Source organism: Bacteriovorax sp. As-1 (assembly GCF_058446905.1).
In genome coordinates this window covers 1,962,162-1,983,424 of record NZ_CP184341.1, presented here as the reverse complement: position 1 = coordinate 1,983,424, position 21,263 = coordinate 1,962,162, and the positions used below count along the sequence as shown (strand labels likewise).

21 protein-coding genes and 1 pseudogene are annotated in these 21,263 nt (G+C 40.7%); 13 read left to right on the top strand and 9 right to left on the bottom strand.

What is annotated here, in order from left to right:
* Positions 1–32 precede the first annotated feature (32 nt).
* The 4 genes from ACN20O_RS09990 to ACN20O_RS09975 form a co-directional block, all read right to left on the bottom strand.
* Positions 33–1,151, bottom strand: coding sequence for a pseudouridine synthase (locus ACN20O_RS09990; protein WP_491633809.1), 1,119 nt, complete (start codon positions 1,149–1,151; stop codon positions 33–35).
* An 88-nt stretch (positions 1,152–1,239) separates the two neighbouring features.
* Positions 1,240–2,784 carry an SMC-Scp complex subunit ScpB gene (scpB, locus tag ACN20O_RS09985; RefSeq protein ID WP_491633808.1) on the bottom strand — a complete coding sequence of 515 codons (1,545 nt, stop codon included), beginning with the start codon at positions 2,782–2,784 and terminating at the stop codon, positions 1,240–1,242.
* Positions 2,785–2,798: 14 nt separating this feature from the next.
* Positions 2,799–3,869: a segregation and condensation protein A gene (locus tag ACN20O_RS09980; protein WP_491633807.1), complete on the bottom strand. Its 1,071-nt coding sequence runs from the start codon at positions 3,867–3,869 to the stop codon at positions 2,799–2,801.
* A complete protein-coding gene (locus ACN20O_RS09975) occupies positions 3,869–4,528 on the bottom strand; it encodes a site-2 protease family protein (RefSeq protein ID WP_158649527.1) in 660 nt (219 codons plus the stop codon). The genes ACN20O_RS09980 and ACN20O_RS09975 overlap by 1 nt, the downstream gene beginning before the upstream one ends.
* Positions 4,529–4,651: 123 nt before the next feature.
* On the opposite strand from ACN20O_RS09975, the gene ACN20O_RS09970 reads away from it, so the two are divergent.
* The 5 genes from ACN20O_RS09970 to ACN20O_RS09950 all read left to right on the top strand — a co-directional run bounded on the left by ACN20O_RS09970 (position 4,652) and on the right by ACN20O_RS09950 (position 7,496).
* Entirely contained in the window at positions 4,652–5,077 is a 426-nt protein-coding gene (locus ACN20O_RS09970) for an NUDIX domain-containing protein (protein ID WP_102242166.1), read from the top strand.
* Positions 5,077–5,952 carry a hypothetical protein gene (locus tag ACN20O_RS09965; protein ID WP_491633806.1) on the top strand — a complete coding sequence of 292 codons (876 nt, stop codon included), beginning with the start codon at positions 5,077–5,079 and terminating at the stop codon, positions 5,950–5,952. The genes ACN20O_RS09970 and ACN20O_RS09965 overlap by 1 nt, the downstream gene beginning before the upstream one ends.
* On the top strand, positions 5,949–6,926 hold the full coding sequence (locus tag ACN20O_RS09960; protein WP_491633805.1) for an SH3 domain-containing protein: 978 nt from the start codon (positions 5,949–5,951) through the stop codon (positions 6,924–6,926). The genes ACN20O_RS09965 and ACN20O_RS09960 overlap by 4 nt, the downstream gene beginning before the upstream one ends.
* Positions 6,927–7,067: 141 nt before the next feature.
* The gene (locus ACN20O_RS09955) at positions 7,068–7,298 is read left to right on the top strand and encodes a hypothetical protein (protein ID WP_491633804.1); all 231 of its coding nucleotides are present in this window, start codon (positions 7,068–7,070) and stop codon (positions 7,296–7,298) included.
* A gap of 6 nt (positions 7,299–7,304) precedes the next feature.
* Positions 7,305–7,496: a hypothetical protein gene (locus ACN20O_RS09950; protein WP_102242162.1), complete on the top strand. Its 192-nt coding sequence runs from the start codon at positions 7,305–7,307 to the stop codon at positions 7,494–7,496.
* Positions 7,497–7,534: 38 nt separating this feature from the next.
* Here ACN20O_RS09950 and ACN20O_RS09945 read toward each other — a convergent pair whose 3' ends face one another.
* Complete coding sequence (locus ACN20O_RS09945; protein ID WP_491633803.1) at positions 7,535–8,383, bottom strand: hypothetical protein; 849 nt, start codon at positions 8,381–8,383, stop codon at positions 7,535–7,537.
* A gap of 171 nt (positions 8,384–8,554) precedes the next feature.
* Between ACN20O_RS09945 and trmB the strand changes: the two genes are divergently transcribed.
* The 4 genes and pseudogenes from trmB (at position 8,555) to rpoD (ending at position 12,942) form a co-directional block, all read left to right on the top strand.
* A complete protein-coding gene (gene trmB / locus ACN20O_RS09940) occupies positions 8,555–9,247 on the top strand; it encodes a tRNA (guanosine(46)-N7)-methyltransferase TrmB (protein ID WP_102242160.1) in 693 nt (230 codons plus the stop codon).
* Positions 9,247–11,163, top strand: a complete 1,917-nt coding sequence (gene dnaG, locus ACN20O_RS09935) for a DNA primase (RefSeq protein WP_491633802.1) — start codon at positions 9,247–9,249, stop codon at positions 11,161–11,163. Before trmB ends, dnaG begins: the two co-directional genes overlap by 1 nt.
* 12 nt (positions 11,164–11,175) lie before the next feature.
* Positions 11,176–11,538, top strand: a pseudogene (locus ACN20O_RS09930) (RNA polymerase sigma factor region1.1 domain-containing protein); the annotation flags it as partial.
* A complete protein-coding gene (gene rpoD / locus ACN20O_RS09925) occupies positions 11,512–12,942 on the top strand; it encodes an RNA polymerase sigma factor RpoD (protein ID WP_243733583.1) in 1,431 nt (476 codons plus the stop codon). The pseudogene ACN20O_RS09930 and the gene rpoD, both read left to right, overlap by 27 nt.
* A 179-nt stretch (positions 12,943–13,121) precedes the next feature.
* On the opposite strand, the gene ACN20O_RS09920 is transcribed toward rpoD, so the two are convergent.
* Positions 13,122–13,313, bottom strand: coding sequence for a hypothetical protein (locus ACN20O_RS09920; RefSeq protein ID WP_491633801.1), 192 nt, complete (start codon positions 13,311–13,313; stop codon positions 13,122–13,124).
* A 197-nt stretch (positions 13,314–13,510) separates the two neighbouring features.
* A complete protein-coding gene (locus ACN20O_RS09915; protein ID WP_491633800.1) occupies positions 13,511–14,794 on the bottom strand; it encodes a sensor histidine kinase in 1,284 nt (427 codons plus the stop codon).
* Positions 14,795–15,126: 332 nt separating this feature from the next.
* Between ACN20O_RS09915 and ACN20O_RS09910 the strand changes: the two genes are divergently transcribed.
* Positions 15,127–18,273: a DEAD/DEAH box helicase gene (locus ACN20O_RS09910; protein ID WP_491633799.1), complete on the top strand. Its 3,147-nt coding sequence runs from the start codon at positions 15,127–15,129 to the stop codon at positions 18,271–18,273.
* Positions 18,274–18,874: 601 nt separating this feature from the next.
* On the opposite strand, the gene ung is transcribed toward ACN20O_RS09910, so the two are convergent.
* Together ung and ACN20O_RS09900 are read right to left on the bottom strand one after the other, a co-directional pair.
* Complete coding sequence (gene ung / locus ACN20O_RS09905; protein WP_491633798.1) at positions 18,875–19,555, bottom strand: uracil-DNA glycosylase; 681 nt, start codon at positions 19,553–19,555, stop codon at positions 18,875–18,877.
* On the bottom strand, positions 19,555–19,977 hold the full coding sequence (locus tag ACN20O_RS09900; RefSeq protein ID WP_491633797.1) for a hypothetical protein: 423 nt from the start codon (positions 19,975–19,977) through the stop codon (positions 19,555–19,557). The genes ung and ACN20O_RS09900 overlap by 1 nt, the downstream gene beginning before the upstream one ends.
* 182 nt (positions 19,978–20,159) lie before the next feature.
* On the opposite strand from ACN20O_RS09900, the gene ACN20O_RS09895 reads away from it, so the two are divergent.
* The 3 genes from ACN20O_RS09895 (at position 20,160) to ACN20O_RS09885 (ending at position 21,260) form a co-directional block, all read left to right on the top strand.
* Positions 20,160–20,567, top strand: coding sequence for a hypothetical protein (locus ACN20O_RS09895; RefSeq protein WP_491633796.1), 408 nt, complete (start codon positions 20,160–20,162; stop codon positions 20,565–20,567).
* Positions 20,568–20,689: 122 nt separating this feature from the next.
* Complete coding sequence (locus ACN20O_RS09890; protein WP_491633795.1) at positions 20,690–20,968, top strand: type II toxin-antitoxin system RelE family toxin; 279 nt, start codon at positions 20,690–20,692, stop codon at positions 20,966–20,968.
* Entirely contained in the window at positions 20,958–21,260 is a 303-nt protein-coding gene (locus tag ACN20O_RS09885) for a helix-turn-helix transcriptional regulator (protein WP_491633794.1), read from the top strand. The genes ACN20O_RS09890 and ACN20O_RS09885 overlap by 11 nt, the downstream gene beginning before the upstream one ends.
* The last annotated feature ends 3 nt before the right edge of the window (positions 21,261–21,263 follow it).

Genomic DNA, 21,263 nt, shown 5'->3' with positions numbered 1-21,263 from the left:
AAAAAAAAGCCCTCTTTCGAGGGCTTTTTTTATTATCTTTGATCTTTTGGAACTCTGAAGCTGGTTTTCTTCAGGTTGTTATTTTTAATGATCGCCTTAACCGCATCAACCTTCTTTCTTCTTTCCACGTAAGATTTTTGCTCTTCAACGTAAACTTGATCAGAAAGAGACTGAATTTTTTCAGAAACTTTCGCTTTTTGCTCAGCGATTTGTTTTAGAGAATCGAAGTATGTCTCTCTTCTAAACTTCTTGAAAGCCTCATCATCAGCAACAGTACCTGGCTGAGGACGTTTTTTCTTAAGATCGATTGTCTTCTTAGCAGAGATGAACCCTTCTTGATTCAATACTTTTCTCATTGAACCATCTTCATTGATTCCGATAAACCCAAGCATTTGCTCTTTGCTCATTACACGGAACTTCCCTGGAGCAACACCTTCAACCGAAAGGTTACCGATAGCAAGACGTTTAAGTTTATCTACTGTCAGACCTACGGCTTCACATAGACGTCTGATCTCTCTATTCTTTCCTTCGTTAAGACGGAATTCAATCCATGTCTTAGTAGGAAGCTGCTTAATAACACGAACTGAAGTCGGCTTCACCAGACCTTCATCAAGGTAAGCTCCGGCCTTAAGTTTGTTTAGAATTGTTTCAGTGACTGATCCGAATACTTTTACTTCGTAAACTTTTGTTACATTGTATTTCGGGTGCATTACCATGTTGGCGAACTCACCATCGTTGGTCATAAGAAGAAGACCTTCTGAAAGGTAATCGAGACGACCTACTGGATAAATTCTTTCTGGGATTTCTTTTACCAGGTCCATAACTGTCTCACGTCCTTCCGGATCGTTTAGAGTGGTTACATAACCTCTTGGCTTATGAAGCATTAAATAGATCGGTTCAACTGCATTTAAATCTGCAAGAGCACCATCAACCATAACAACATCATTATATGGATCTACTTTCGTTCCAAGCTCCGTCACCACTTCACCGTTAACAGTGACACGTCCTTCACGGATCATCATTTCTGCTTTACGACGAGACGTAACTCCACAATCAGCGATAAATTTCTGAAGGCGGACATTTAATTCGTTATTTGTTTCTGCGATTTTTGCTTTTGCGAGCGCGGCTTTTTTAGTCTTTGACTTAGTCATCGGGTCCTCCAATCTGCCATCACGGCCGTTTTTTGGTTAAATATGTAATCGGACCAGAGTTTTACGCTATGGTCCGATGAATGTCAAATTAGTCTTGAGAACGATCGTCTGAATCGTCATTTTCAGCACTTGGGTCTTTTAAGAAAGACAGGTCTAGGTCTAAATCCTGGGCCTTTTCGATCATGCCGTTAGTGATGTCATCAATGCTTTGGCTTCTTTCTTCAAGCTCTCCACCAAAAGCAAACTCTTCGTCTGAAAGGCGGCTATCAAGTGATTCGCCAGTCAGGTTTTCAAAAGCTGCATCAAGGGCCTTTGAAAGGGCCTCTTCTTCGCTTTCTTCTTTATCGAAATCAAGGTCAACGATGATATCGAATTCGCTCTCATCTAAACCACTTTCATAGTTTCCGTTTTCATCGATTTCACCGTCAAATTCAGCGTCGTACTCGATAGGTAATCCAGTATCAAGATCGATCATCTGGAACTCTTCTTCGTCTTCTTGAGGAACGTTGAATGGGCCAGCTTCAAGGTCGTCGATAATTCTTGGATCAATTACGTTAGTTGTAAGAAGAGATTCGATCGCCTGCTTGTTTTGCTCAGAGATAAGTCTCTTGTTAACAAACTCTTCAAGAAGATCGAAAGCAGATTTAACCTCCACTCCCTCTTCTGACATACGTTTCTTTTCTTCAACTTTAAGTGAAGCGGTAAAATCAGTTTCACTTGAGATGTTTTTAATAGACTCAGAAAGCATATCAAGCTCTTCGATTTCGTCGAACTTGAATCTCGCTTTATCAGCTCCATCATTAACCAGAGTTTTAATATCAGCGATTTTACCAACTGAAGAAGCTCGAGACATTTCATCCAGCTCATGCTCAGGTGGAAGAGCTGCCAGGTCCGCAAGGTTAAACACTTCCAGGAACTCTGGAGTTGTTCCATAAAGAACCGGACGACCTAATTCATCTGATCTACCAGTTACTTTTACTAAACGTTTATCCATAAGGGCACGAACGATGTGTCCGCTATCTACTCCTCTGATCTTATCGACTTCAACTTTTGAACATGGTTGCTTGTAAGCGATGATCGCTAAAACTTCCAGCGCAGTTGGAGAAAGTACCAGTGAATTGATTTTGAAAATATCTTGCACGTACTTAGAGTACGTCGCTTTTGTACGGTATTGGTATCCTTCGGCAACTTCAAGAAGGCGAAGACCATGGTGTTTTTGCTCGTATTCAGCTTGAAGTCTTTGAAGAGCTTCGTGAACTACTTTAAGCGGCATTTCAGCGTCTATGAGCGACTTAATCTTTTGGATTGAAACCGGTTTATCGCTCATGAAGATGATTGTTTCAATAGCACCACAAAGAGTGTCCAGGTTTAAACCTGTGCGGGCCTGCCATAGGACTTCATCTGAAACGATGCTATCAGAGAAGCTCTCATCAATGATCTCACTTTCGATCTCACTTTCGATTTCATTTTCGATCTCGGTTTTAACTTCTGTTGCAGCAGCAGAGATCTCAATGTTCTCATCCAGTTCGGCCATTTCGAAAATCGGCATTTCTAAATCTTCCTCAGAAGGAAACTTAGCTGGAAGTTCAATATCATCCATGTGTACGTCTGAATTATTGTTAACGTTATCCATATATCCCCTTACCCTTATTGAATTAATTTAGATCCGCTATCAGGACTCTCTGGAGTTGTCAGAAGATCCATAAACTCATCTTCCTGCTCTTTTGATAAACCAGTCTCTGTAAGCTCTGAAGGAATTTCTTCGTCGGCAGAAGCTTCTTTTGTTTCTTCTTCTGCTACGTAGTCGCCCAGGTCTTCAATGATTAGTTTTTCATCCGGATTGGCCGCTTTAACTTCTAACACATCATCATCTTTAGGCGCCGGTGTTGGCTGCTCATCTTCAAATCCGTTTGCCTGATCAACATCGAAATCTTCAAGTGATCTGACTACATTGACATAAATTGTGCTTCTGTCTTCATTTTGGAAAACATTGATGCGCTTTAGACGAGCAAGCTCTAAAAGAGAGATGAAAGTGATAACGATGTTATCAATTTTGTCTTTCTTTAAGTTCTCAGGATTTTGGTCGTCACCGATAAGTGCGTTTCCATCCTGCTCTAAAAGAGTGTCAAACGTTGTCTGTTCACCCAATTTAAGATTGCTCTTTAAGAATTTCAGTTTTTCTTTAATGGATAGACGATCGCGTTTTACGACTGTGTACTTTCTTCTTTGTCTGAATAAGAAATCAACCATTGTCATAGTCAGCGAGTTTAAATCCATTGGAGTTAAAATCGAATTAACGATGGCCTTTCTATCTACTTTTGGCTTTACGAAGATTTCGTGACCTTTCTTTTCCAGGTCCCAAAGTTTCTTAGACATTTTTTGGTATAATTGAAGCTCTTCAAGGCGTCTGATAAGTTCCGACTGAGAAGTGATGTTTAATCCTTCCACACCGAATTCAGACTCAAGTGACTTCATTTCTTCTTCAGCGATACACACTTTTGATTTTAAAAGCAGAAGTGTTGAAGCAAGGAAAAGGTAATCTCCTGCCACATCGAAGTTCAGATCGCGCATCTGAGCTAAGTAATCTAAGTATTGTTTTGTAATCTTTGTCAGGTCCAGTTCGCGGATGTTCATTTCTTCTTTTTCAACAAGAAGAAGCAAGAGCCCGAGAGGTCCGTCAAAATGATCTGTCTTTACCTGAATAGATGTATCTAACATTAAAAACCTGCAAAGATGTTAATAAAAATATTAACGATAAGGTTACTTGCCCATAGTGCTGGAGACATAATCCAACTCAGCACTGGAGTCATAATCAAAATAATTAAAAAGACAAAACTGTAACGTTGAAGATCTTCAAACTTGCGAGCGGCATTGTAATCAAGCATTGAAGAAACCATTTTCGATCCATCAAGTGGTGGAAAGGGAATCAGGTTGAATACGGCCAGCAGAACGTTGATAGTTACAGCACTCTTAAGCATTTCAGTGAAAACCTGAAAGTATGAGAAGTCTGGAGAAACTTTTGTGAACATGAAAGCAAGCAGGATAGCCGAGATGAACATCAGGATGATGTTTGCCAAAGGCCCAGCGAAACTCACCCAGAAAATACCTGAGCGAATATTTTTGAATCTTCTTGTGTCGACTGGAACTGGTTTTGCCCATCCGAACATCGTTCCACCAAGCATGGCCCCGATTAACGGGAAAATGACTGTTCCAATCGGATCGTAGTGCACTAATGGGTTTAGGCTAAGTCGCCCTAATTGCTCACCAGTTGTATCACCAAAACGCTTGGCCATCCACGCATGCGCTGCCTCGTGGCACACAATGGCCAGAAGGAAAGCAGGGAGTGAAATTGCTACTCTATAAATAAAATCTTCCATAAGCGGAAAACATATCATTTTGGTCAACATGTAGCAACGAATTATGGGGGCAAGAAACCTCCTAATTAGGCAATTTTTATGACTCAAATATTAAAATGTCAGATTATGTTAAAATTTTAAAATATGAATGATCAAGATCTAAAGAAAAAAGTCCAAGTGGTGGTCATCGCCGACAATCACCTTTTATTGTTTGAATTCAATAATCAAATCCCTAATAACTACGTCGGATTTCAAAATATCACTGGTGGAGTTGAGGGAGATGAAAGTTACGAAGAAGCGGCCAAGCGCGAGCTTTGGGAAGAGGCAGGTCTTAAGGCTTCCGTGATTGATCTCAATTTAAGATATGAGTTCTTTGATCGCTGGAAAAAACAGTGTGTTGAGCAGGTTTATCTTTGTCACTTAGATGAAAAACCTGAGATCACTCTCAATGAAGAACATCTTTTTTTTAAATGGGTTCCCTTCAATGAGGTCAACCCTAAAGACTATACCTTCCCGACAAATTACGAAGCTTTTGTGATGGCGAAAAAATACCTCGAGGGGAAAAAATAATGAAGCAGGTACTCGTTTTATTTCTCGCTTTCTTTGCTTTAGCCAGCACTGCCGCCGAATTAAAACCTTACCGCGTTTATTTAAAACCAGGCACTATTCTCACTCGCCTTTCAGACAAAAAAAGTTTTGCCATTGAAAAAGGAATTTACGCCAATGTCCTGGAAACCAATACTTCAAAAAGGGACCATTTTTTAGTCTATGATAAAAACGGCAAAGCGATCTACGATACTCTGGCCGATGGAGTCGTTGAAATTGAAAAAGATGTTCAGGTTCTTCCTAATGTCGATGCAGAAATCAGTTATCCTCCTCCTTCGCAGTTAAAAGCTAACAATAAATATGCTTTTTTTGATACGCAATTCAATCTGCACTTAGATCGCTTGGGAATGTCTCCCCTTAACTCAATCTACAACCAGGAACTCACCTCTGCTGTTGGAAATCGCTGGGAAATCAGGACACTTTACGTCTCTACTCTTCCAGTTAATTTTGGTCTAGGGATCAATTACCAAACAGCGACCTGGGAAAATGATATTGATGAAGTGAAGCTTTCAATACTAAGTTTCGGACCGCAAATCCAGCGCTACATTTATCAAGGTGAAACAACGGCATTGTCGCTACATCTGGGAGGAGAATTCGCTCCGCTCTACGCAACGACATCAGGCACTTCAAAAGAAAAGTACCAGGCGATTTTATTCGATCTGGGATTAGAAGCGCTGTGGGATTCTGGCTATGGCAAATGGACGCTCGGAACACACTTTCGCAGACACGATTTAACACTTACTTCGACAACCAGACCTGGATCAAATCCAGTTCCGGAAGAACTCGTTATCAATTCAATCGGCGCAATGGTCGGTTACAAATATGAATGGGATCTATGAGAAAATATTTTTTCCACTTATTCACATTTTTAGCTCTTTCAACTCAATCGGCACTGGCCTATGACGGCGTGGTGATCGTATTGGAAGCTCCTCTTTTAAAAGGGCCTTCATTGAGTTCAACAGTGCTTCAGACAATTAGAAAAGGTGAACGCGTTTTTATTCCCAGAGAATACTATGTAGATGGAACTCTCCCCGACTTTGTTCCGACATTTGACCGCGCAGGAAATCCTGCTTTTATTCCGGCAAAATACGTCAAAGTGATATCCGGAACCGATAATGAAAGCAAACAACCGATCAGGCTGGCACACGATCCAACTGATTATCGCATTGAAGAGCCCATTCCTTCGACTTATCCTTTTGAAGACCGCTCTTTTCTTCGCGCTTCTATTTCTTTTATTGTTGGAAACAACACGACTTCTCCTTACTCGTATATCTCTTCTTTTGATAAGCAGAAATACCGTGCAGAGATGGGTGGGCGGTTAGTGATCTCTCATAAAATCAGCTACGATAAATACGATCGTTTTTATTTCGGGATGATTGGCTTCATCACTTCTTCAAAAAACACTGTTGAATTTAAAAATGACAATGTGGCTGAAGAAAGCCGAGACCTGATTCGCGTCGGCCCTTGGTTTACTTACGATGCTTACAAGAGCGACAAATACCGCCTGGCCATTGGGACGGGATTCACTTTTAACTATCACCGCTCTACTCTTTTTATCGATAACGCCTCTATTGGAGAAGAGAGAATCTTTTCTGGATTCTCTCTTTCTCCAATGACCAGCACCTCATTACAAATCACTGAAGTGTTTCCCAACACGGATTTAATCGGTGGAGTGGATCTAAGTTTATTTCTTCCCCACTCGGTTAAAACAACCGACCAACCTACTTACCCAGAACTCTGGAGTGAAGACCAGATCTCGAGCAGGCTTAAGGCGCAAGCCTCGGTTTTTGTAGGAGTACAGGTAAGATATTAGACCTGATCTCCGAGTGAAAAACTCAGAGATTAATGTCTAAAAAATAATAAAAAAAATTAAAAAAATGTCTAAAGTTTTGACGGCCCACACACGAAAAGTAATGCAAGAGACAAAGGTAATCACAATTTCACGGAGGAAATTATGAAAGCATCAAAATCAAACACACAAGCAACATCTGAAGTTCTTTTTCAAAAATTAGGAAACACTTGGTACGTCTTCACAGAAGTATCTGGAGATATGGTTTATTCTGCTCTTCCGTACGGAATGGATCCACACACGACAAATCTTGAGCTATTCGAAGTGATCGAAAACCATATGCAAAAAGTATCTAAACACTATTCAAGCGGGAGAAAGCCAGAAGTGGCTGCATAAAAAATTATGGGTGCTCTAAAAAAACCTCAATGCGATTCAACACCAAAGGCGAAAACACAACTGAAAGTAGTTGATGATAATATCGTCCAGAAAGCTGAAATTGAACGCATGAAAAAGCTGATTACCGAAAAGATTAAAGATCCGGCGCTGGCGAAAAAAGCGGCGATGATCATCACCGAAATGTTAGATAAGAAATAGCTGAAATAAAAAAGCCCTCTTACGAGGGCTTTTCTTCTTTAAGATCCAGAGTATTCGTTATTAGAGTTATTGTTAGCTGTCTCTTTTTTCTTTCTCTCTTTGTACTCTTCCGGCTTACACTTCTTTAAAATCGCCATCGACAGTTGATCCATCTCCCCTTTTCTTTCCAGGTATGGAACAAAGTTTCCGTAATAGTAGTGGTTGAAGCTCGTCATCCCGTCACGGTATTTGTAAATCGTCGTCTGGTGTTGGAAGTTACTGTCGATGACTTCCAGGTCATATCCACCATCAACTTGCTTCATGTTAACAACTAACCAAGCGTGAGCGGTTACACCTTTGATTTGAAGTTTTTCGTAAGCGATGTTTCCTTGAACTTCAACATAGTCATAAAGCTCATCCATCATTTCCTTTAACTTTGGGGCCTCAACTTCGTTGCTACCAGATAAACCGACAACCCAGTTGAATTTCACGATACCATCTGACTTCTGCCACTTTTCAAGTTCGCGCTGGATTAAAATTTTATAAGCACCAGAGAATTCAGAAAAATTGCTGAATCCAGGGATTTCGACAATGTCTTTTCCTTCACGAATTTTCCCAATGATTTTTTCAGCATCCTTGATTGTTGGTTTTTGTTCGGCCGGTTTATAAATCGTCAGATAGAGAGCATTTCTTTGAAAACGCGAGTGCCACCAACAAACTCCACCATTTGCCAGACCACCACGGTTTTGAAAGGCCATTAGATTTGAAGAACTTTTAGTTAGGTCTTTGGCAAATGATGATGAATCACGGTCTGCGCAAAATTGATCTTCTGATTGGGAAGGTGTAGTTGTCGCCGCCATAGCGCTCATGCTAGCAAAGGCCAAAAGGGCCAAAATAGTCGATTTCATAAAGTTGCCTCCGGGGATAGGCCGTTTTTTGTTACGTTGTCGTTGTAAGTAGAGGAATCGTATCGCAATGCAGAAATAGTGCAATTGAGCATGAAATCTTTATAGGACATCTCTTGCTAGGAGGTCCCCTAGATGGTAACTAAACCCTTTAAAATTAAAAGGCTTTAGACTATGGTTGATTATTCTTTCAAAGAAGATTTCAAGTACAAACATGAGAACCCTTATCATGAAAGGTTGGGTGCGTTTTCTGATTTCGTTTTAAGAGATAACGAAGCGGAGGCATTCAAAGGTAAGTGGAACAAAGAAATTTTTAAAAGAGACGGCGAGCTCTTTTTAGAAATCGGAACTGGTGCTGGTCACTTCATGATTGATTATTGTGCCGATCATCCACACCACCACTTCGTAGGTCTTGATTACCGATTCAAAAGAAGTTTTGCTCTGGCAAAAAAACTTTCGACTCTTGAGTTTACAAACTTCCGCTATCTTCGCGCTAAAGGTGAGAGAGTGGAATTTATGTTTGAGGAAAATGAACTCGATGGAATTTTCTATTTCTTCCCTGACCCATGGCCAAAAACCAAGCATCACAAGAAGCGTTTGATTCAGGAGCCATTCCTGAAATCGGCGCATAAATCGCTTAAGCCGGGTGGGATTTTCTATATTAAAACTGACCACGATGATTACGCAGCGTGGATGGAAAGAGAGATCAAAGCTCAGAGCGATCTCTTTGAAGTCATCCTAGAAAGTAAGGATTTAAGAGCTGAATATCCAGATCATATGCTGGCAAAATATACTACGGGCTTCGAGAAGATTTTCCTTAGCCAGGGAATCAAGATCAAAGCGTTCGTATTGAGATCAAAAAAGTAATGTCATTAGACGACTTAAAACAAAAGATTAAAGAAGAAATTCCGATTTCATCTGTGATCGGCAATTATCTTGCGATCAAGCGCTCAGGTTCAGCGCAGGTTTCCCTATGTCCATTTCACGGCGATACAAAACCGTCGATGAACATCAACGACTCTAAAAAAATCTTCAAGTGTTTTGCCTGTGGAGCTGCCGGAGACGCCATCACTTTCGTGATGAAATACAGAAACCTGGATTACGTTGAAGCTCTTAAAGAAATTTGCAACAAACAGGGAATTAATTTCGATTCTTATCAGGAAGAAAAAAAAACCAATCCCAAAGTGGAGATGGCCAAAAAAATCCTGACGAGAACAGCTCTCCTCTACCGCAAAACAGCTTCATCAGGAGCGTTTGCACCATACACATCATTCATTAAAAACCGTGGACTCAATGAAGAGATCGCGACGACCTACTCGCTTGGGTTTGCTCCCAATAGAAATTCGATTACCGATTATTTAAAATCAATTCCCGATCCTAAAGACCGCGATTTCGCTATTAGCACAGCTCTGGATATTGGACTTATCAGAAGAGACAAAAACGATCCTAATGCCCAATATGACACCTTTAGAGACCGAATCATCTTCCCTATCTGGGATCAATTCGGCCAGGTTGTAGGCTTCACATCAAGGGCAATCAGAGACGATCAGAAAGCTAAATACATGAATTCGGTGGAGTCTTTCATCTTCATCAAGAGCAACATCCTTTATGGCTTCCATCTTGCTAAAAATGCCATCAGGGAAAAGGATGCTGTCATCCTGGTTGAAGGAAACATGGACCAAATCGCAATGTACAACAATGGCTTTAAAAACACCGTGGCAGTTATGGGTGTAGCTTTGGGTACTAACTCACTTGAGAGAATAGTTGGTCTTACAAAAAATGTTTACCTTGCCCTGGATAGCGATAAGGCCGGCTTTATTGCCATGGAAAGGATCAATAAACAGCTCGCTGAAAAAGGTTTAGTGGCCAAATACATCGAGTTTTCCCCTCAAAAGGACCCGGATGATTACTTAAAGGCCAACGGTGCACTTGCAATGCAGGAAAAGCTCGATAATGCCATTCCTGCCTTTGATATTTTGCTTGGCGCACTGATCCCAGAGAAGCTCCCAGAGGTTCTGGATAGAAAGCTAGAGATCCTAAACAAAGCTTTCGAAGTCCTGGCCCCTCTGAAAATGGAACTGTCTGCGACTGAGCGAGTTGTAAGCTTTGCTAAGCGTCTGGGTTTAAAAGCCGATAGCGCTCAAATCGTTAAAAGTTATCAAGATCACTTAAGTAAAATGACTGAAAAGCCGAAATTTATCCAACCAAAAAAAGAACAACCTACGGAAGAACCTGCTTACACTGACAGTGATTTTATCCCTGATGCGAATGAAGAATTCCACTTTGATGCTGAAATTTCTCCTCCTCAGATTTTCCTCTCGAAGATGGAGAAGCTCCTAGTGCAAGAAGTAGTCCAACTTCCCTCTCTATTAAACATGGATAAAATGAATGAAATCCTTGATTTAGTTGGCAATGATGAGGTAAAAAAATACATTGGAAAAATTCGTAAAATCACAATGGAAGTTGATGATAGCGAATACGAATCAGTGGTGCTCAATGTGACGAATAGTCCAGAGTACTCGATTGATTTAAGAGAAGTAGTAACTTCTGCATTCTATAATTACAAACCTAAAGACGCTGACAACAAAACAAAACAGCGACTACTCTTTGACCTAAAAATTAAACTGCACATGGAGCAGTTAAAAAATAAGAAAGACGAAATTAAAAGACTTCAACAAACATGCGAGTCAGAAGAAGAGATGACAAACCTCCTGACCCGGTTACTTGAAGTTGAAAAAAATATTCAACAATTAAAGAATTCAAAACCCGAAAAAATTAGTTAGGGAGAACGATTAATGAGTAACCCAATTTCACCAGCAGTGGCTCAATTCCTGAACTCAAAAGAGTTCAGTCGTCTTTTGACGAAAGGAAAAGACCAAAACTTTATTACAGCTGAAGAAATCAACGACGCACTTCCTGCCGGCATTGTCCTGGCATCAGACATCGATGAAATCATGGGCCGCATCCTTGAGCTTAAGATCGAGGTTATGGACTCAGCTGCGGAAGAAGATGAAGACGAAGAAGGGATCCGTTTAGACGGTACCGAAATCATCGAAGAAGCATTATCACGTGAAGAAAAGGCTGAACTTCGTTCAGCATCTACAGACCCAGTAAAACTATATTTAAAGCGCATGGGTTCAGTTGCCCTTCTAACTCGTGAAGGCGAAGTTGTGATCGCAAAAGAAATCGAAGAAGGAGAAAGAGAGATTATCCTTTCTGCCCTATCTTCAACTCACGCTCTAAAAGAAGTTGGAAAGCTTCGCGAGAAGATCGAGACTCAAGAAAACCCACAAGAATTCGTTAAAGAACTTGTACGTGGACTTGATGACGAATCATCTCCAGCTGACATTAAAAAAGTTAAAGACAGAATTTACGCGGTTATCGACCAAATCGCAGTCATCCTTCAGGAAACTGAAAAAGCTGACGGGACTCTAAAGGCCCTAGACGTTGCTCAGAAAAAACTAATGGATGAAATCTCAGCTGAACTTGCTGATTTAACTTTCAACAGAAAAATCATCAACTCTTTCGTAGAGCCAGTTAAGAAATACTACCTTCAGTTTACTGAAATGTTCGACCAACAAGATCGTATCTTCAAGTTCCTTGAAGTAGGAAATGCTGAAGACTACAAAATCCTTTACGACAGAGTAATGGAAGACGATGCGTTCAAGAGAAAGCTGGCAAAAGACCTTTTCACGACTGACGCAAAAATCGAACAACTTATCCGTAACCAGGAAGACATCCTGAGAAAGCTTCGTCGTTTAACGATTGATGCTGGTATGGAATTCGTAGAAATTGAAAAAGTTTACAAGATCATCATCGAAGGTGAAACAAAGGCCGATAAAGCGAAGGCACAGCTTGTAGAAGCTAACCTACGTCTCGTTGTTTCTATCGCGAAGAAATACACTAACCGCGGTCTTCAGTTCCTGGATCTGATTCAGGAAGGAAACATCGGTTTGATGAAGGCCGTAGATAAATTCGAGTACCGTCGTGGATACAAGTTCTCGACATACGCGACTTGGTGGATCCGTCAGGCGATTACAAGAGCTATCGCTGACCAGGCCCGTACAATCCGTATCCCGGTTCACATGATCGAAACAATCAACAAGATGGTAAGAACATCTCGTCAACTTATCCAGGAACTTGGTCGCGAACCAACTCCGGAAGAGATTGCAGAGAAAATGGAACTTCCTGTTGATAAAGTTAAGAAAGTTCAAAAAATCTCGAAGGAGCCAATCTCTCTTGAAACTCCAATCGGGGAAGAAGAAGATTCATCTCTTGGGGACTTCATTGAAGATAAGAAAATCATTTCTCCAGCAGACGCTGTAATGTCGATTACACTTTCTGAGCAAACGAGAGCAGTTCTTTCAACTCTTACTCCAAGAGAAGAAAAAGTTCTTCGTATGAGATTTGGTATTGGTGAAAAATCGGATCACACTCTTGAGGAAGTAGGACAAGACTTCTTCGTAACAAGAGAGCGTATTCGTCAGATCGAGGCGAAAGCACTTAGAAAGCTTCGTCATCCATCGCGCGCAAAACTATTAAAGTCTTACGTAGATAACTAGCTCGATGAAATGCTCCAGTGGAGCATTTCAACTTCGCTAGCAGAGCAAAAGAAAAGGCTCACGCCTTTTTCAAGAGTTCGAGCTAGCCACTGCGAAAGCAGTCAGTAATCAAAAATAAAAAAGGGCCCGTTCAGGGCCCTTTTTTTTACTCTTCTCGAACCTCACTAGGCAACATCACCTTAAACGTCGTCATCCCATCCTCCACACCTGATAACCGCTAGTGGGTTATTAATCTCGTGGGCAACACCCAATGAAAGTTTTCCAAGTGAAGCAAATTGGGAAAGAAGGAATGATTTCTTTTGTAGCTCTTCTTTTTCTAGTGAAGTCTTTTCTCTAAGCAAGTCAGAAAGAACACAAAGTACCGTGATCAAATGAGATTTAGTGAATTTTTTTTACAACTGGAATAAAACAAGCTGTTGCTGAAGCCAGGGCACAAGAGATCGCTAGCGTTGTTGCTTGATACTTGATAAGGAATGATGTACTTGGCCTTAGCTCGTTCCGAGTGTTTGGATAATCTAATCTTCATTTAAATTAGATTTTATTAGAACCCGTATCTTTTTCAATGGAATTAAATTGCTTGTTTTGGAAGAACAACTTTAAAACATGCACCTTTTCCCGGTGTCGGGATAAACTCCAATGTCCCACCATTAAAGGTGATGATATTTGCTGAGTATGTGAGTCCTAGTCCTGTCGCCTGACCAATACTTTTTGTAGTGAAGAATGGATCAAAAATATTTTTAGTAAATTCCTCAGGAATCCCACGCCCATTATCTCTGATAAAGATCACCATGTTTGGGCCATAGTCATCTAAAGAGATTTCAACCTGGCCATTTCCACGGTTGAGATCAATGAGCTCATCCAGAGAGTTCTCAACGATGATATAGATGGCCCTGAAAATTTCGTTATAAATTCCGGAGAAATATAATTCGGTTTGTTTGAAGTGAGTGTGTATTTGAATATCACGATTTCCAACTCTATCCTTTGCCATGGCAGCAACTGACATCAAAAGCTCCTGCATATTAATAGGAGAGATTTTTCGATTGCTTTTATCGGAGATACTTCTCATCGAAAATGTCACATCCTGGATGCGTTTCACATTTCTTTCGATTTTATCCATGTAGCTTTCAAGGGCCTTCTTATCAATGGGCTTCTCACCTTCAATCATTCTTCGGATCTTATACTGACAGCCTTTGATGACAGATAACGGATTGTTGATTTCGTGAGCAACTCCGGTGGCCAGGTTACCAAGGGAAGCCAGCTGCGTGAGCCTGAATGACTTATTTTGCAGTTCTTCTTTTTCCGATGTCGTCTTCTCTCTTAGAATGTCTGCCAGAATACATAAGGCCGTAATAAGGATGATTCCAAACACTGTAGAAGTTACCAGGAATTGATCCATTCCCTGGGCCGGCACCACATTGAGCGGCAGCATATCCAGTCTTTTAAGCTGGCTGATTAAAACGATATTTAAAGCAATAATGATAAACCAAATAATACTGTAGAAAGCATTCAGTAAAAAGGCGGCCAAGACAGGCACAATACCAATCCACCAAATGGAGCTGGCCTTGATGCCACCTGTATAAAGGGTGAGCATCTCGATCGTGATAAAATAGACGAGAATAATGTAATTTGCTGTTAACAGATAAGACTTAAAAGTCTTCATAATAAAAGGTAAAAACATAACTGCGAATGAAGCTGCCAGGCAACTAAACGCCAGAATCTTGGACTCATATCTAAAATAGTAAGTGAGAAAAAAATATATCCCTAATGCAACAAAGCAGTACGTAAAAGGGAGTACATAACGTGCCTTCGCTAATTCTGATTGTTTTGAAAGTGTAGGGCTTATAAACTTCATCGTCTGCAGTGTATGAAAGAACACTTATTAAAGCAATAAAACGGCCCTTCGACAGCAAATAAAAGGGAGCAACTCATAGGACGCTTAACGTGCCAAACGTTGTCTTTAATTGCTTGTGCATTGGGCAGTTCACGCCGGATTGCACACTGTCTATATTTATAAATTGGTCATCATACCTGAGCAGAATACTTTACCTATTTTTTGACACTGAATTTTCTTTTTTTGTCAAGGAAATTTAAGGCCTTTGATGTGAATTTCCCTCTGATTTAACAGTCGCTATCGACGAAAAATAGCGTATAATTATCTTTTGATTTACTTACTAAAGAAGGCCCATGAACGATCGCACCTGGAACATTCCTGAAACAATTAACGAAGAATGTAAGCGTTTTTTTACGCCCGCTTTAATTCAAAACGGCTTGAGATTTTTTAAACTCTCACGCGTCTCTATTTCGTTTAAAAAAGGTTCACCTGATACGTACTACATCGTAAGTGGTATCGTGCGTGATGACCGCGCTCACGAAACAAAGATCGTCTATAAAAAACGTCTTGAAGACACGCCTGAGGGACCTTTCTCTTCAAACTGTGATTGCCATCACTGGAAAGAAGGCTCGCACTGCCAGCACGTCGTGGCACTGTTTCTCACTTATCAAGTTCAGCAGTATTTAGAAGAGCAAGGCGAAGAAAGCGCTGATGACAATGAGAGTGGACTTCCACCAATTGTTATCAACTCAAGCTTCGGGGTTAACGTCGCAGAGTACGGAACTATTATCGGTGGGCCTCACCAGCTTATCGGTGCCCCAGCAGCTCCTACCTACTCTTCACTTCAGTATCTTCTTCACAATAAAAAAATCGTTCCTTTCCCAATGCCTGAAACATTCAGAGGGAAATTGCAACTGCACCTTTTCCACGATGAAAAGGTACGTTTTAAATACCGTTCTCCGGAAAGTAACAAGGCCATTTCTGAAGTTTCGATTTTTGAAAACCTTTACATCTTCAATTGGAGAGATGGAACAGTTCTCCACATACCAAATGACCTGAAGATTCTTATCCAAAGAATCAGACTGAATCTTTTTAACTACACGATCAACGATATCCTGACGAACATTCAAGAGCTGGACCTCTTCCCACAAGTAGAAATCTTTATCGAGAACGTAGCACTGGAAGAAATTAGAACGAGCAGACCAAAATGCCGTGTAACTTTAGCTCCGGCAGAAAAGAAAGGACTGCTTCATGCCTCTTTAGAATTCTTTGATGAATCAGAACTACTTGTCGCTCCAAACGAGTTCATGTCGTTCTTTACTTTCAATCACGGAATCTTAGGACACTTTAAAAAGAAACAAGAAGCTTACGATTTCGTTCTTGCTGTAAAAGACAGCTTAGTAAACGGAAACGAAAGCTATAAAAAATTTATTGTCTCGGCCAACAAGAAAGTAAAGGCCCAAAGCTTAATCAGCGAGATCACTAAAAACCGCGACACTATTGTTTACGACCAGACAAACCACCTTGTTTGCCTGTACGAAAACCAAACGATCCGCGAACTTTTCCTGGCGATGATCGAGCACTTTGGGGATCAGTTCTTTAGATACGCTCACCTCGACGGTGAAGAAAAGAAAGTGAAATATGATGTTCAACCTGGAGTTGTCTTCCAGGGATTATCAGAATTTCATCGCGTGATCTCACTTCTGAACATTGAAATCTATTACGACCGCCACGAGATTTCTAAATGGAACTCGCGCATCAGATTCGAGCGCCGTTCTTCGAGCACGAAGTGGTTTGACCTCGAACTCAATATCGACCAGGATGACTTAGCTGTTATTCAGGAAGCTGATCTTGAGGCCGGAATGGTTATCACCAAAAAAGGTCTGATCCTTTTAACGAAGGAACAAAAAGACCTGATCCGCTTCATGCAGAAGTATACAAAATACGAAGCGACTGACACTCAGACAAAAATTGATGGAAGCCAGTCGTTTAAAAAATTCATCCTGCCGTTTAACCGCGCCAGAATTTTTGAATTATTCGAACTTAGAAAACTTGGAATTGAAGGGGCCCTTTCAGAAGAAGATATCGCTCTTTGCGAGAGACTTTCTAACCTAACTGAAATGCCGAGCTACCCTCTTCCACAAGAGCTGGATGGCGTGTTACGTCCGTACCAGCAAGTTGGATACAATTGGCTAAGATTCCTGCACGAGCACAAGCTTGGTGCCTGTCTTGCTGATGATATGGGTCTTGGTAAGACTCTGCAGACAATTACGTTCCTACAATCTATTTACGATAAAATTGACCGCGTCCTTGTCGTGTGTCCAGTGACCATCCTCTTGAACTGGGAAAAAGAAATCCAGAAATTCTCGAAGATGAGCATGCACATCTATCACGGAGGCTCGCGAGAAATCCCTAGTGATAAAAAGATCATCCTGACTTCTTACGGGGTGATGAAAAAAGAATCAGAAGCCGTTTTCTCGAATATCAACTTCGACATTCTTGTTCTGGATGAAGTTCAGCACTTAAAGAACGTCAGGTCCCTTGGTGCTTTCTCAGCAAGAAAGATCAACGCTGATTTCAGAATCTGTTTAACAGGTACGCCTGTGGAAAACGACCTTTCTGAGTTCTACAATATTCTCGATTTAAGTATCCCTGGTATTTGGGGAGATCTTCAATTCGTTAGAGCTGTTTCAAATACAAAGACCAGAGGGATCGCCAGAAGAACGGCCAGCCCGTTCATTTTAAGACGCACAAAGGCCCAGGTTCTCCACGATCTTCCACCGAAAATCGAAAACAACGTCTACCTGGAATTGAACGAGGAAGAAAACAAGTTCTACCAGCAAAACATCGTTTCGATCCGCGCGCGCATTCAAAGCTCGACGACTTCCGCAAAATACGGGGAAATCCTGCGCGGACTACTCCAACTAAGACAAAGCTGCTTATGGCAGAATCGCGCTGGAGATAACAACTACAAGCACATTGATTCAACTAAGATCGACTTCCTTCTAGAAACACTGGAAACGATTTTAGAAGAAGGCCAACAGGCCATCATCTTCTCTCAGTTTACGACTTACCTGGATATCATCCAGCACTTCTTTAGAGAAAAACACTGGAAGTTCTCGCGCATCGACGGTTCTCAAAGCATCAATAAACGCCAGGAACAAGTTGACCAGTTCCAGTCGGGAAAAACTCCAATCTTCCTTATCTCACTTAAGGCCGGGGGTGTGGGGCTTAACTTAACAGCGGCAAGCTATGTCTTCATTATGGACCCATGGTGGAACCCAGCTGTTGAATCACAGGCCATCGATAGAGCGCACAGAATCGGGCAGAAAAACACGCTGACGGTTTATCGTCCGATCATCAAGAACTCGGTTGAAGAGAAGGTTTTAAAGCTTCAGGAAGAGAAGAAACAACTCTTCTCTGATCTTCTTTCTACGGATGATGATCAAGTGTTCTCGGGTCGATTGACGATGAAAGATTTTGAGATGCTATTTTCTTAGTCTGTTTTTAAAAAAGAGCATTACAACGAATCGATAGCTTCGCTTTCCCATCCGCTTTAACTTTACCATCAACTGAGCACTCAGATTCACCACCTGACTTAGGCCACGACTGTCCAATACCCGCGACGACATCGTTTTCTACCGTTAATTTAAAAACACTGTAGCTTGATGAATTAGTGCAATAAATGGCGATGATATCTTCTTCAGATGGATTGATTTAACATTTAGAGCCTTGAGACTTTTCTACGGCTAATTTAAGGTTTGAAACCAAATCCTGCGCTGGTAATGTCGCTGAAAAACTTAACCCTAAAATCATTTAAAATAATGTCTTTTTAAACATAAATCCCCCTAATCATAGCACCAAAATAATAATGCCTTAAAAGAAGTGAAAATTTTACGGAGGTGTTCAAATTTTTTACAGTGTTGTCGTTACACTAGCTTATGAATTTGTTGAAAATAGTCCTCAATGTTTTTGGCCCTTCGTTCGATACTTAGGCCTCTTTGAGGGTTAATAAATGTCATTCGAAAAACTCATTGGTTGGTCATTTAAATTGGTGTTGAGCATTTGTGCCGGGTTCTGCATCAAGATTTTGATGTTTCCCTAGTCCAGCTTCCAATCAATCGGCTTAATACTTTTTGATTCAAGATAAGCATTCGTTTGAGAAAACGGCTTGCTCCCCAGAAACCCTCTGTGCGCAGAAAGTGGTGACGGATGCACCGATTTAATAATGTGATGTTTTTTAGTGCTTACAGCTTTCGCTTTCTTCTGAGCAGGACATCCCCATAAAACAAAAACTAAATGCTCACGTTTTTCGTTTAGCACTTCAATAATCTTATCTGTGAACTCATTCCACCCAATATCCTTGTGAGACATTGGCTTTCCCTCTAAGACCGTCAGCTGATTGTTTAAAAGAAGTACACCTTGCCTCGCCCACTTCTCCAAGTCGCCATTAGAGGGCTTTTTTACGTCCATATCACTCACAAGTTCTTTGTAGATATTCACCAATGAGGGCGGAACCTTAATCCCCGGCTTAACCGAAAAACTAAGCCCATGAGCTTGCCCTGGTCCGTGATACGGGTCCTGGCCAATAATGACAACTTTAACTTTTGAAAAGGGAGTCAGGTTTAGTGCTGTGAAGAGTTCTTTTTTTGGCGGGTAAACAGTTTCTTCTGCATAAGCTTTCTGAAGCGTCTCTTCCATCGCCTTAAAATACGGCGCCTCAAATTCATCTTTTAGAACTTCAAGCCAAGACGGGTCTTCAATATACTGAGAAAGTTTCATTACTTAATTCTGCAATCAGGAAGTGCGCTGATAGCTGATCCTAAATCGATCTTGCAGTTAAATAATTCCATCACTGCGGGTGATGATGTTGTCGAGATGATTTTGTTTGTCGATGTTTCAACCAAACGAACAGATGTCTTTGCCATAATTCCAAAATATGTCGATGTACATTCAACAGAAGCATCGCTGATGAATTCAACAGAAGAAACTTCTGATGGATGAGAAAGAACTGTAACGAAATATCCTTTTTGCTCGTAAGCCTTGATGATCTCTTCTTTTTTTGTGTCTTCATTCATTGTCGAACCGAATGGAAGCAGACCTAGGGTGCATTGGTTAGCTGAGATTGTGGCTGCGTTTGTTTCAGCGGAATATAGGGCGATAACTGCAACGACTGCTAGGATGATTTTTTTGATTAGTAGCACTGGGTAGGCTCCTGAATTAATTAAATTATTCTGGAGGAGTTTTATAGATAAATTACTCCTTTTTCAAGTTAGAAAATGACTCTCTCTTCATTAATGAAAAAAATTTCTTGTGATAATTGCTGAAAATATCAAAACAATTTTGATCAGCGTAATAAACCTCATGTCTAAACACAGGAGGACCAATGAAAACTTTTATGACAATGATCTCTATCGCTCTTATTACAGTCTCATGCGCGAGCAATAGCAAAAAAGAAGAAAAGAACCCGTTCGACGCTTTGACTCTAAAAGAAACTCTAAAAGAAGGCATCACCTCTCAAGCAGAAGTCTTAAAAATCTTTGGGGCTCCAGATATTACGACTGAAGACAAAACGAAGCAAGATGTCTGGGTCTACAGCAAGCATAATACTGCCTCTGAAACGAATGGATATGGTGCAGGCGCCTTAGCTTTTCTCCCTGGCCCATTGTCTGTTGTTGGGGGCTTTTTAGATGGTGAGAAAAACGAATCCGCTTCGAAAACGGTAACGCTTACGCTGGTTTTTAATAAGAAAAAGATCTTGAAAGATTATGCCCTGACAAAAGTTCGAATTTAGTTCTTTTTACAAAAAGGCTCTCTTACGGGAGCCTTTATCCTATTGAAATTAAGCCTCTACACGAGAATATCCCACTTCTTTACAGGTAAGGCAAAATACCTTACAATAAAAAGGAATACTCTGTGATTAAAGTCACATATTCAAAGTTTGCAGGAAAACAACTAACAAAGCTTCCTCATCATATCAAAGAAGCACTTTATCTTTGGGTTAAAACAATTGAAAAAGTTGGAATACAAGAAACGAGAAAACTTAAGGGATATCATGATGAGCCACTCAAAGGTGCACGATCAGGGCAAAGATCTATACGATTAAATAAAGCCTATCGTGCAATTTATGAAGAAAAGGAAAATGAGTCACTAACACTTATTTCAATCATTGAGGTTAATAAACATGACTACTAAATTATTATCTAAAAAACTAGAGTCTGAATTAGGTCCATTAGGTTTTGGAATGTTTATGAGAGTTTCAAGAAATTCTTTAGGGCATACACAACAAGAGATGGCAGATCTTTTAGGGATTGCAAAAGGTACATTGTGTGACATTGAAAAAGGACGTCAGTTTGTGAGTGTAGAGTTTGCGAGTAAAGTAGCGAAGAAAGCTGGGCTTTCAAACGTAATGGCGGTTGAGGCTTGTTTTGTGGATCAGTTAAGGAGGTCGAATTTAGGTTATAGTGTGAAAGTCAAAATTTCTTAACAA

What these genes read in the sequence shown, in the direction of transcription:
- ACN20O_RS09885 (WP_491633794.1), top strand. Translation starts at nt 20,958, where the DNA reads ATGACTACTAAATTATTATCTAAAAAACTAGAGTCTGAATTAGGTCCA.
- ACN20O_RS09910 (WP_491633799.1), top strand. Translation starts at nt 15,127, where the DNA reads ATGAACGATCGCACCTGGAACATTCCTGAAACAATTAACGAAGAATGT.
- ACN20O_RS09950 (WP_102242162.1), top strand. Translation starts at nt 7,305, where the DNA reads ATGGGTGCTCTAAAAAAACCTCAATGCGATTCAACACCAAAGGCGAAA.
- ACN20O_RS09980 (WP_491633807.1), bottom strand. Translation starts at nt 3,869, where the DNA reads ATGTTAGATACATCTATTCAGGTAAAGACAGATCATTTTGACGGACCT.
- ACN20O_RS09945 (WP_491633803.1), bottom strand. Translation starts at nt 8,383, where the DNA reads ATGAAATCGACTATTTTGGCCCTTTTGGCCTTTGCTAGCATGAGCGCT.
- ACN20O_RS09915 (WP_491633800.1), bottom strand. Translation starts at nt 14,794, where the DNA reads ATGAAGTTTATAAGCCCTACACTTTCAAAACAATCAGAATTAGCGAAG.
- ACN20O_RS09955 (WP_491633804.1), top strand. Translation starts at nt 7,068, where the DNA reads ATGAAAGCATCAAAATCAAACACACAAGCAACATCTGAAGTTCTTTTT.
- rpoD (WP_243733583.1), top strand. Translation starts at nt 11,512, where the DNA reads ATGGGTTCAGTTGCCCTTCTAACTCGTGAAGGCGAAGTTGTGATCGCA.
- ACN20O_RS09965 (WP_491633806.1), top strand. Translation starts at nt 5,077, where the DNA reads ATGAAGCAGGTACTCGTTTTATTTCTCGCTTTCTTTGCTTTAGCCAGC.
- trmB (WP_102242160.1), top strand. Translation starts at nt 8,555, where the DNA reads ATGGTTGATTATTCTTTCAAAGAAGATTTCAAGTACAAACATGAGAAC.
- ACN20O_RS09895 (WP_491633796.1), top strand. Translation starts at nt 20,160, where the DNA reads ATGAAAACTTTTATGACAATGATCTCTATCGCTCTTATTACAGTCTCA.
- ACN20O_RS09990 (WP_491633809.1), bottom strand. Translation starts at nt 1,151, where the DNA reads ATGACTAAGTCAAAGACTAAAAAAGCCGCGCTCGCAAAAGCAAAAATC.
- scpB (WP_491633808.1), bottom strand. Translation starts at nt 2,784, where the DNA reads ATGGATAACGTTAACAATAATTCAGACGTACACATGGATGATATTGAA.
- ACN20O_RS09970 (WP_102242166.1), top strand. Translation starts at nt 4,652, where the DNA reads ATGAATGATCAAGATCTAAAGAAAAAAGTCCAAGTGGTGGTCATCGCC.
- dnaG (WP_491633802.1), top strand. Translation starts at nt 9,247, where the DNA reads ATGTCATTAGACGACTTAAAACAAAAGATTAAAGAAGAAATTCCGATT.
- ACN20O_RS09960 (WP_491633805.1), top strand. Translation starts at nt 5,949, where the DNA reads ATGAGAAAATATTTTTTCCACTTATTCACATTTTTAGCTCTTTCAACT.
- ung (WP_491633798.1), bottom strand. Translation starts at nt 19,555, where the DNA reads ATGAAACTTTCTCAGTATATTGAAGACCCGTCTTGGCTTGAAGTTCTA.
- ACN20O_RS09975 (WP_158649527.1), bottom strand. Translation starts at nt 4,528, where the DNA reads ATGGAAGATTTTATTTATAGAGTAGCAATTTCACTCCCTGCTTTCCTT.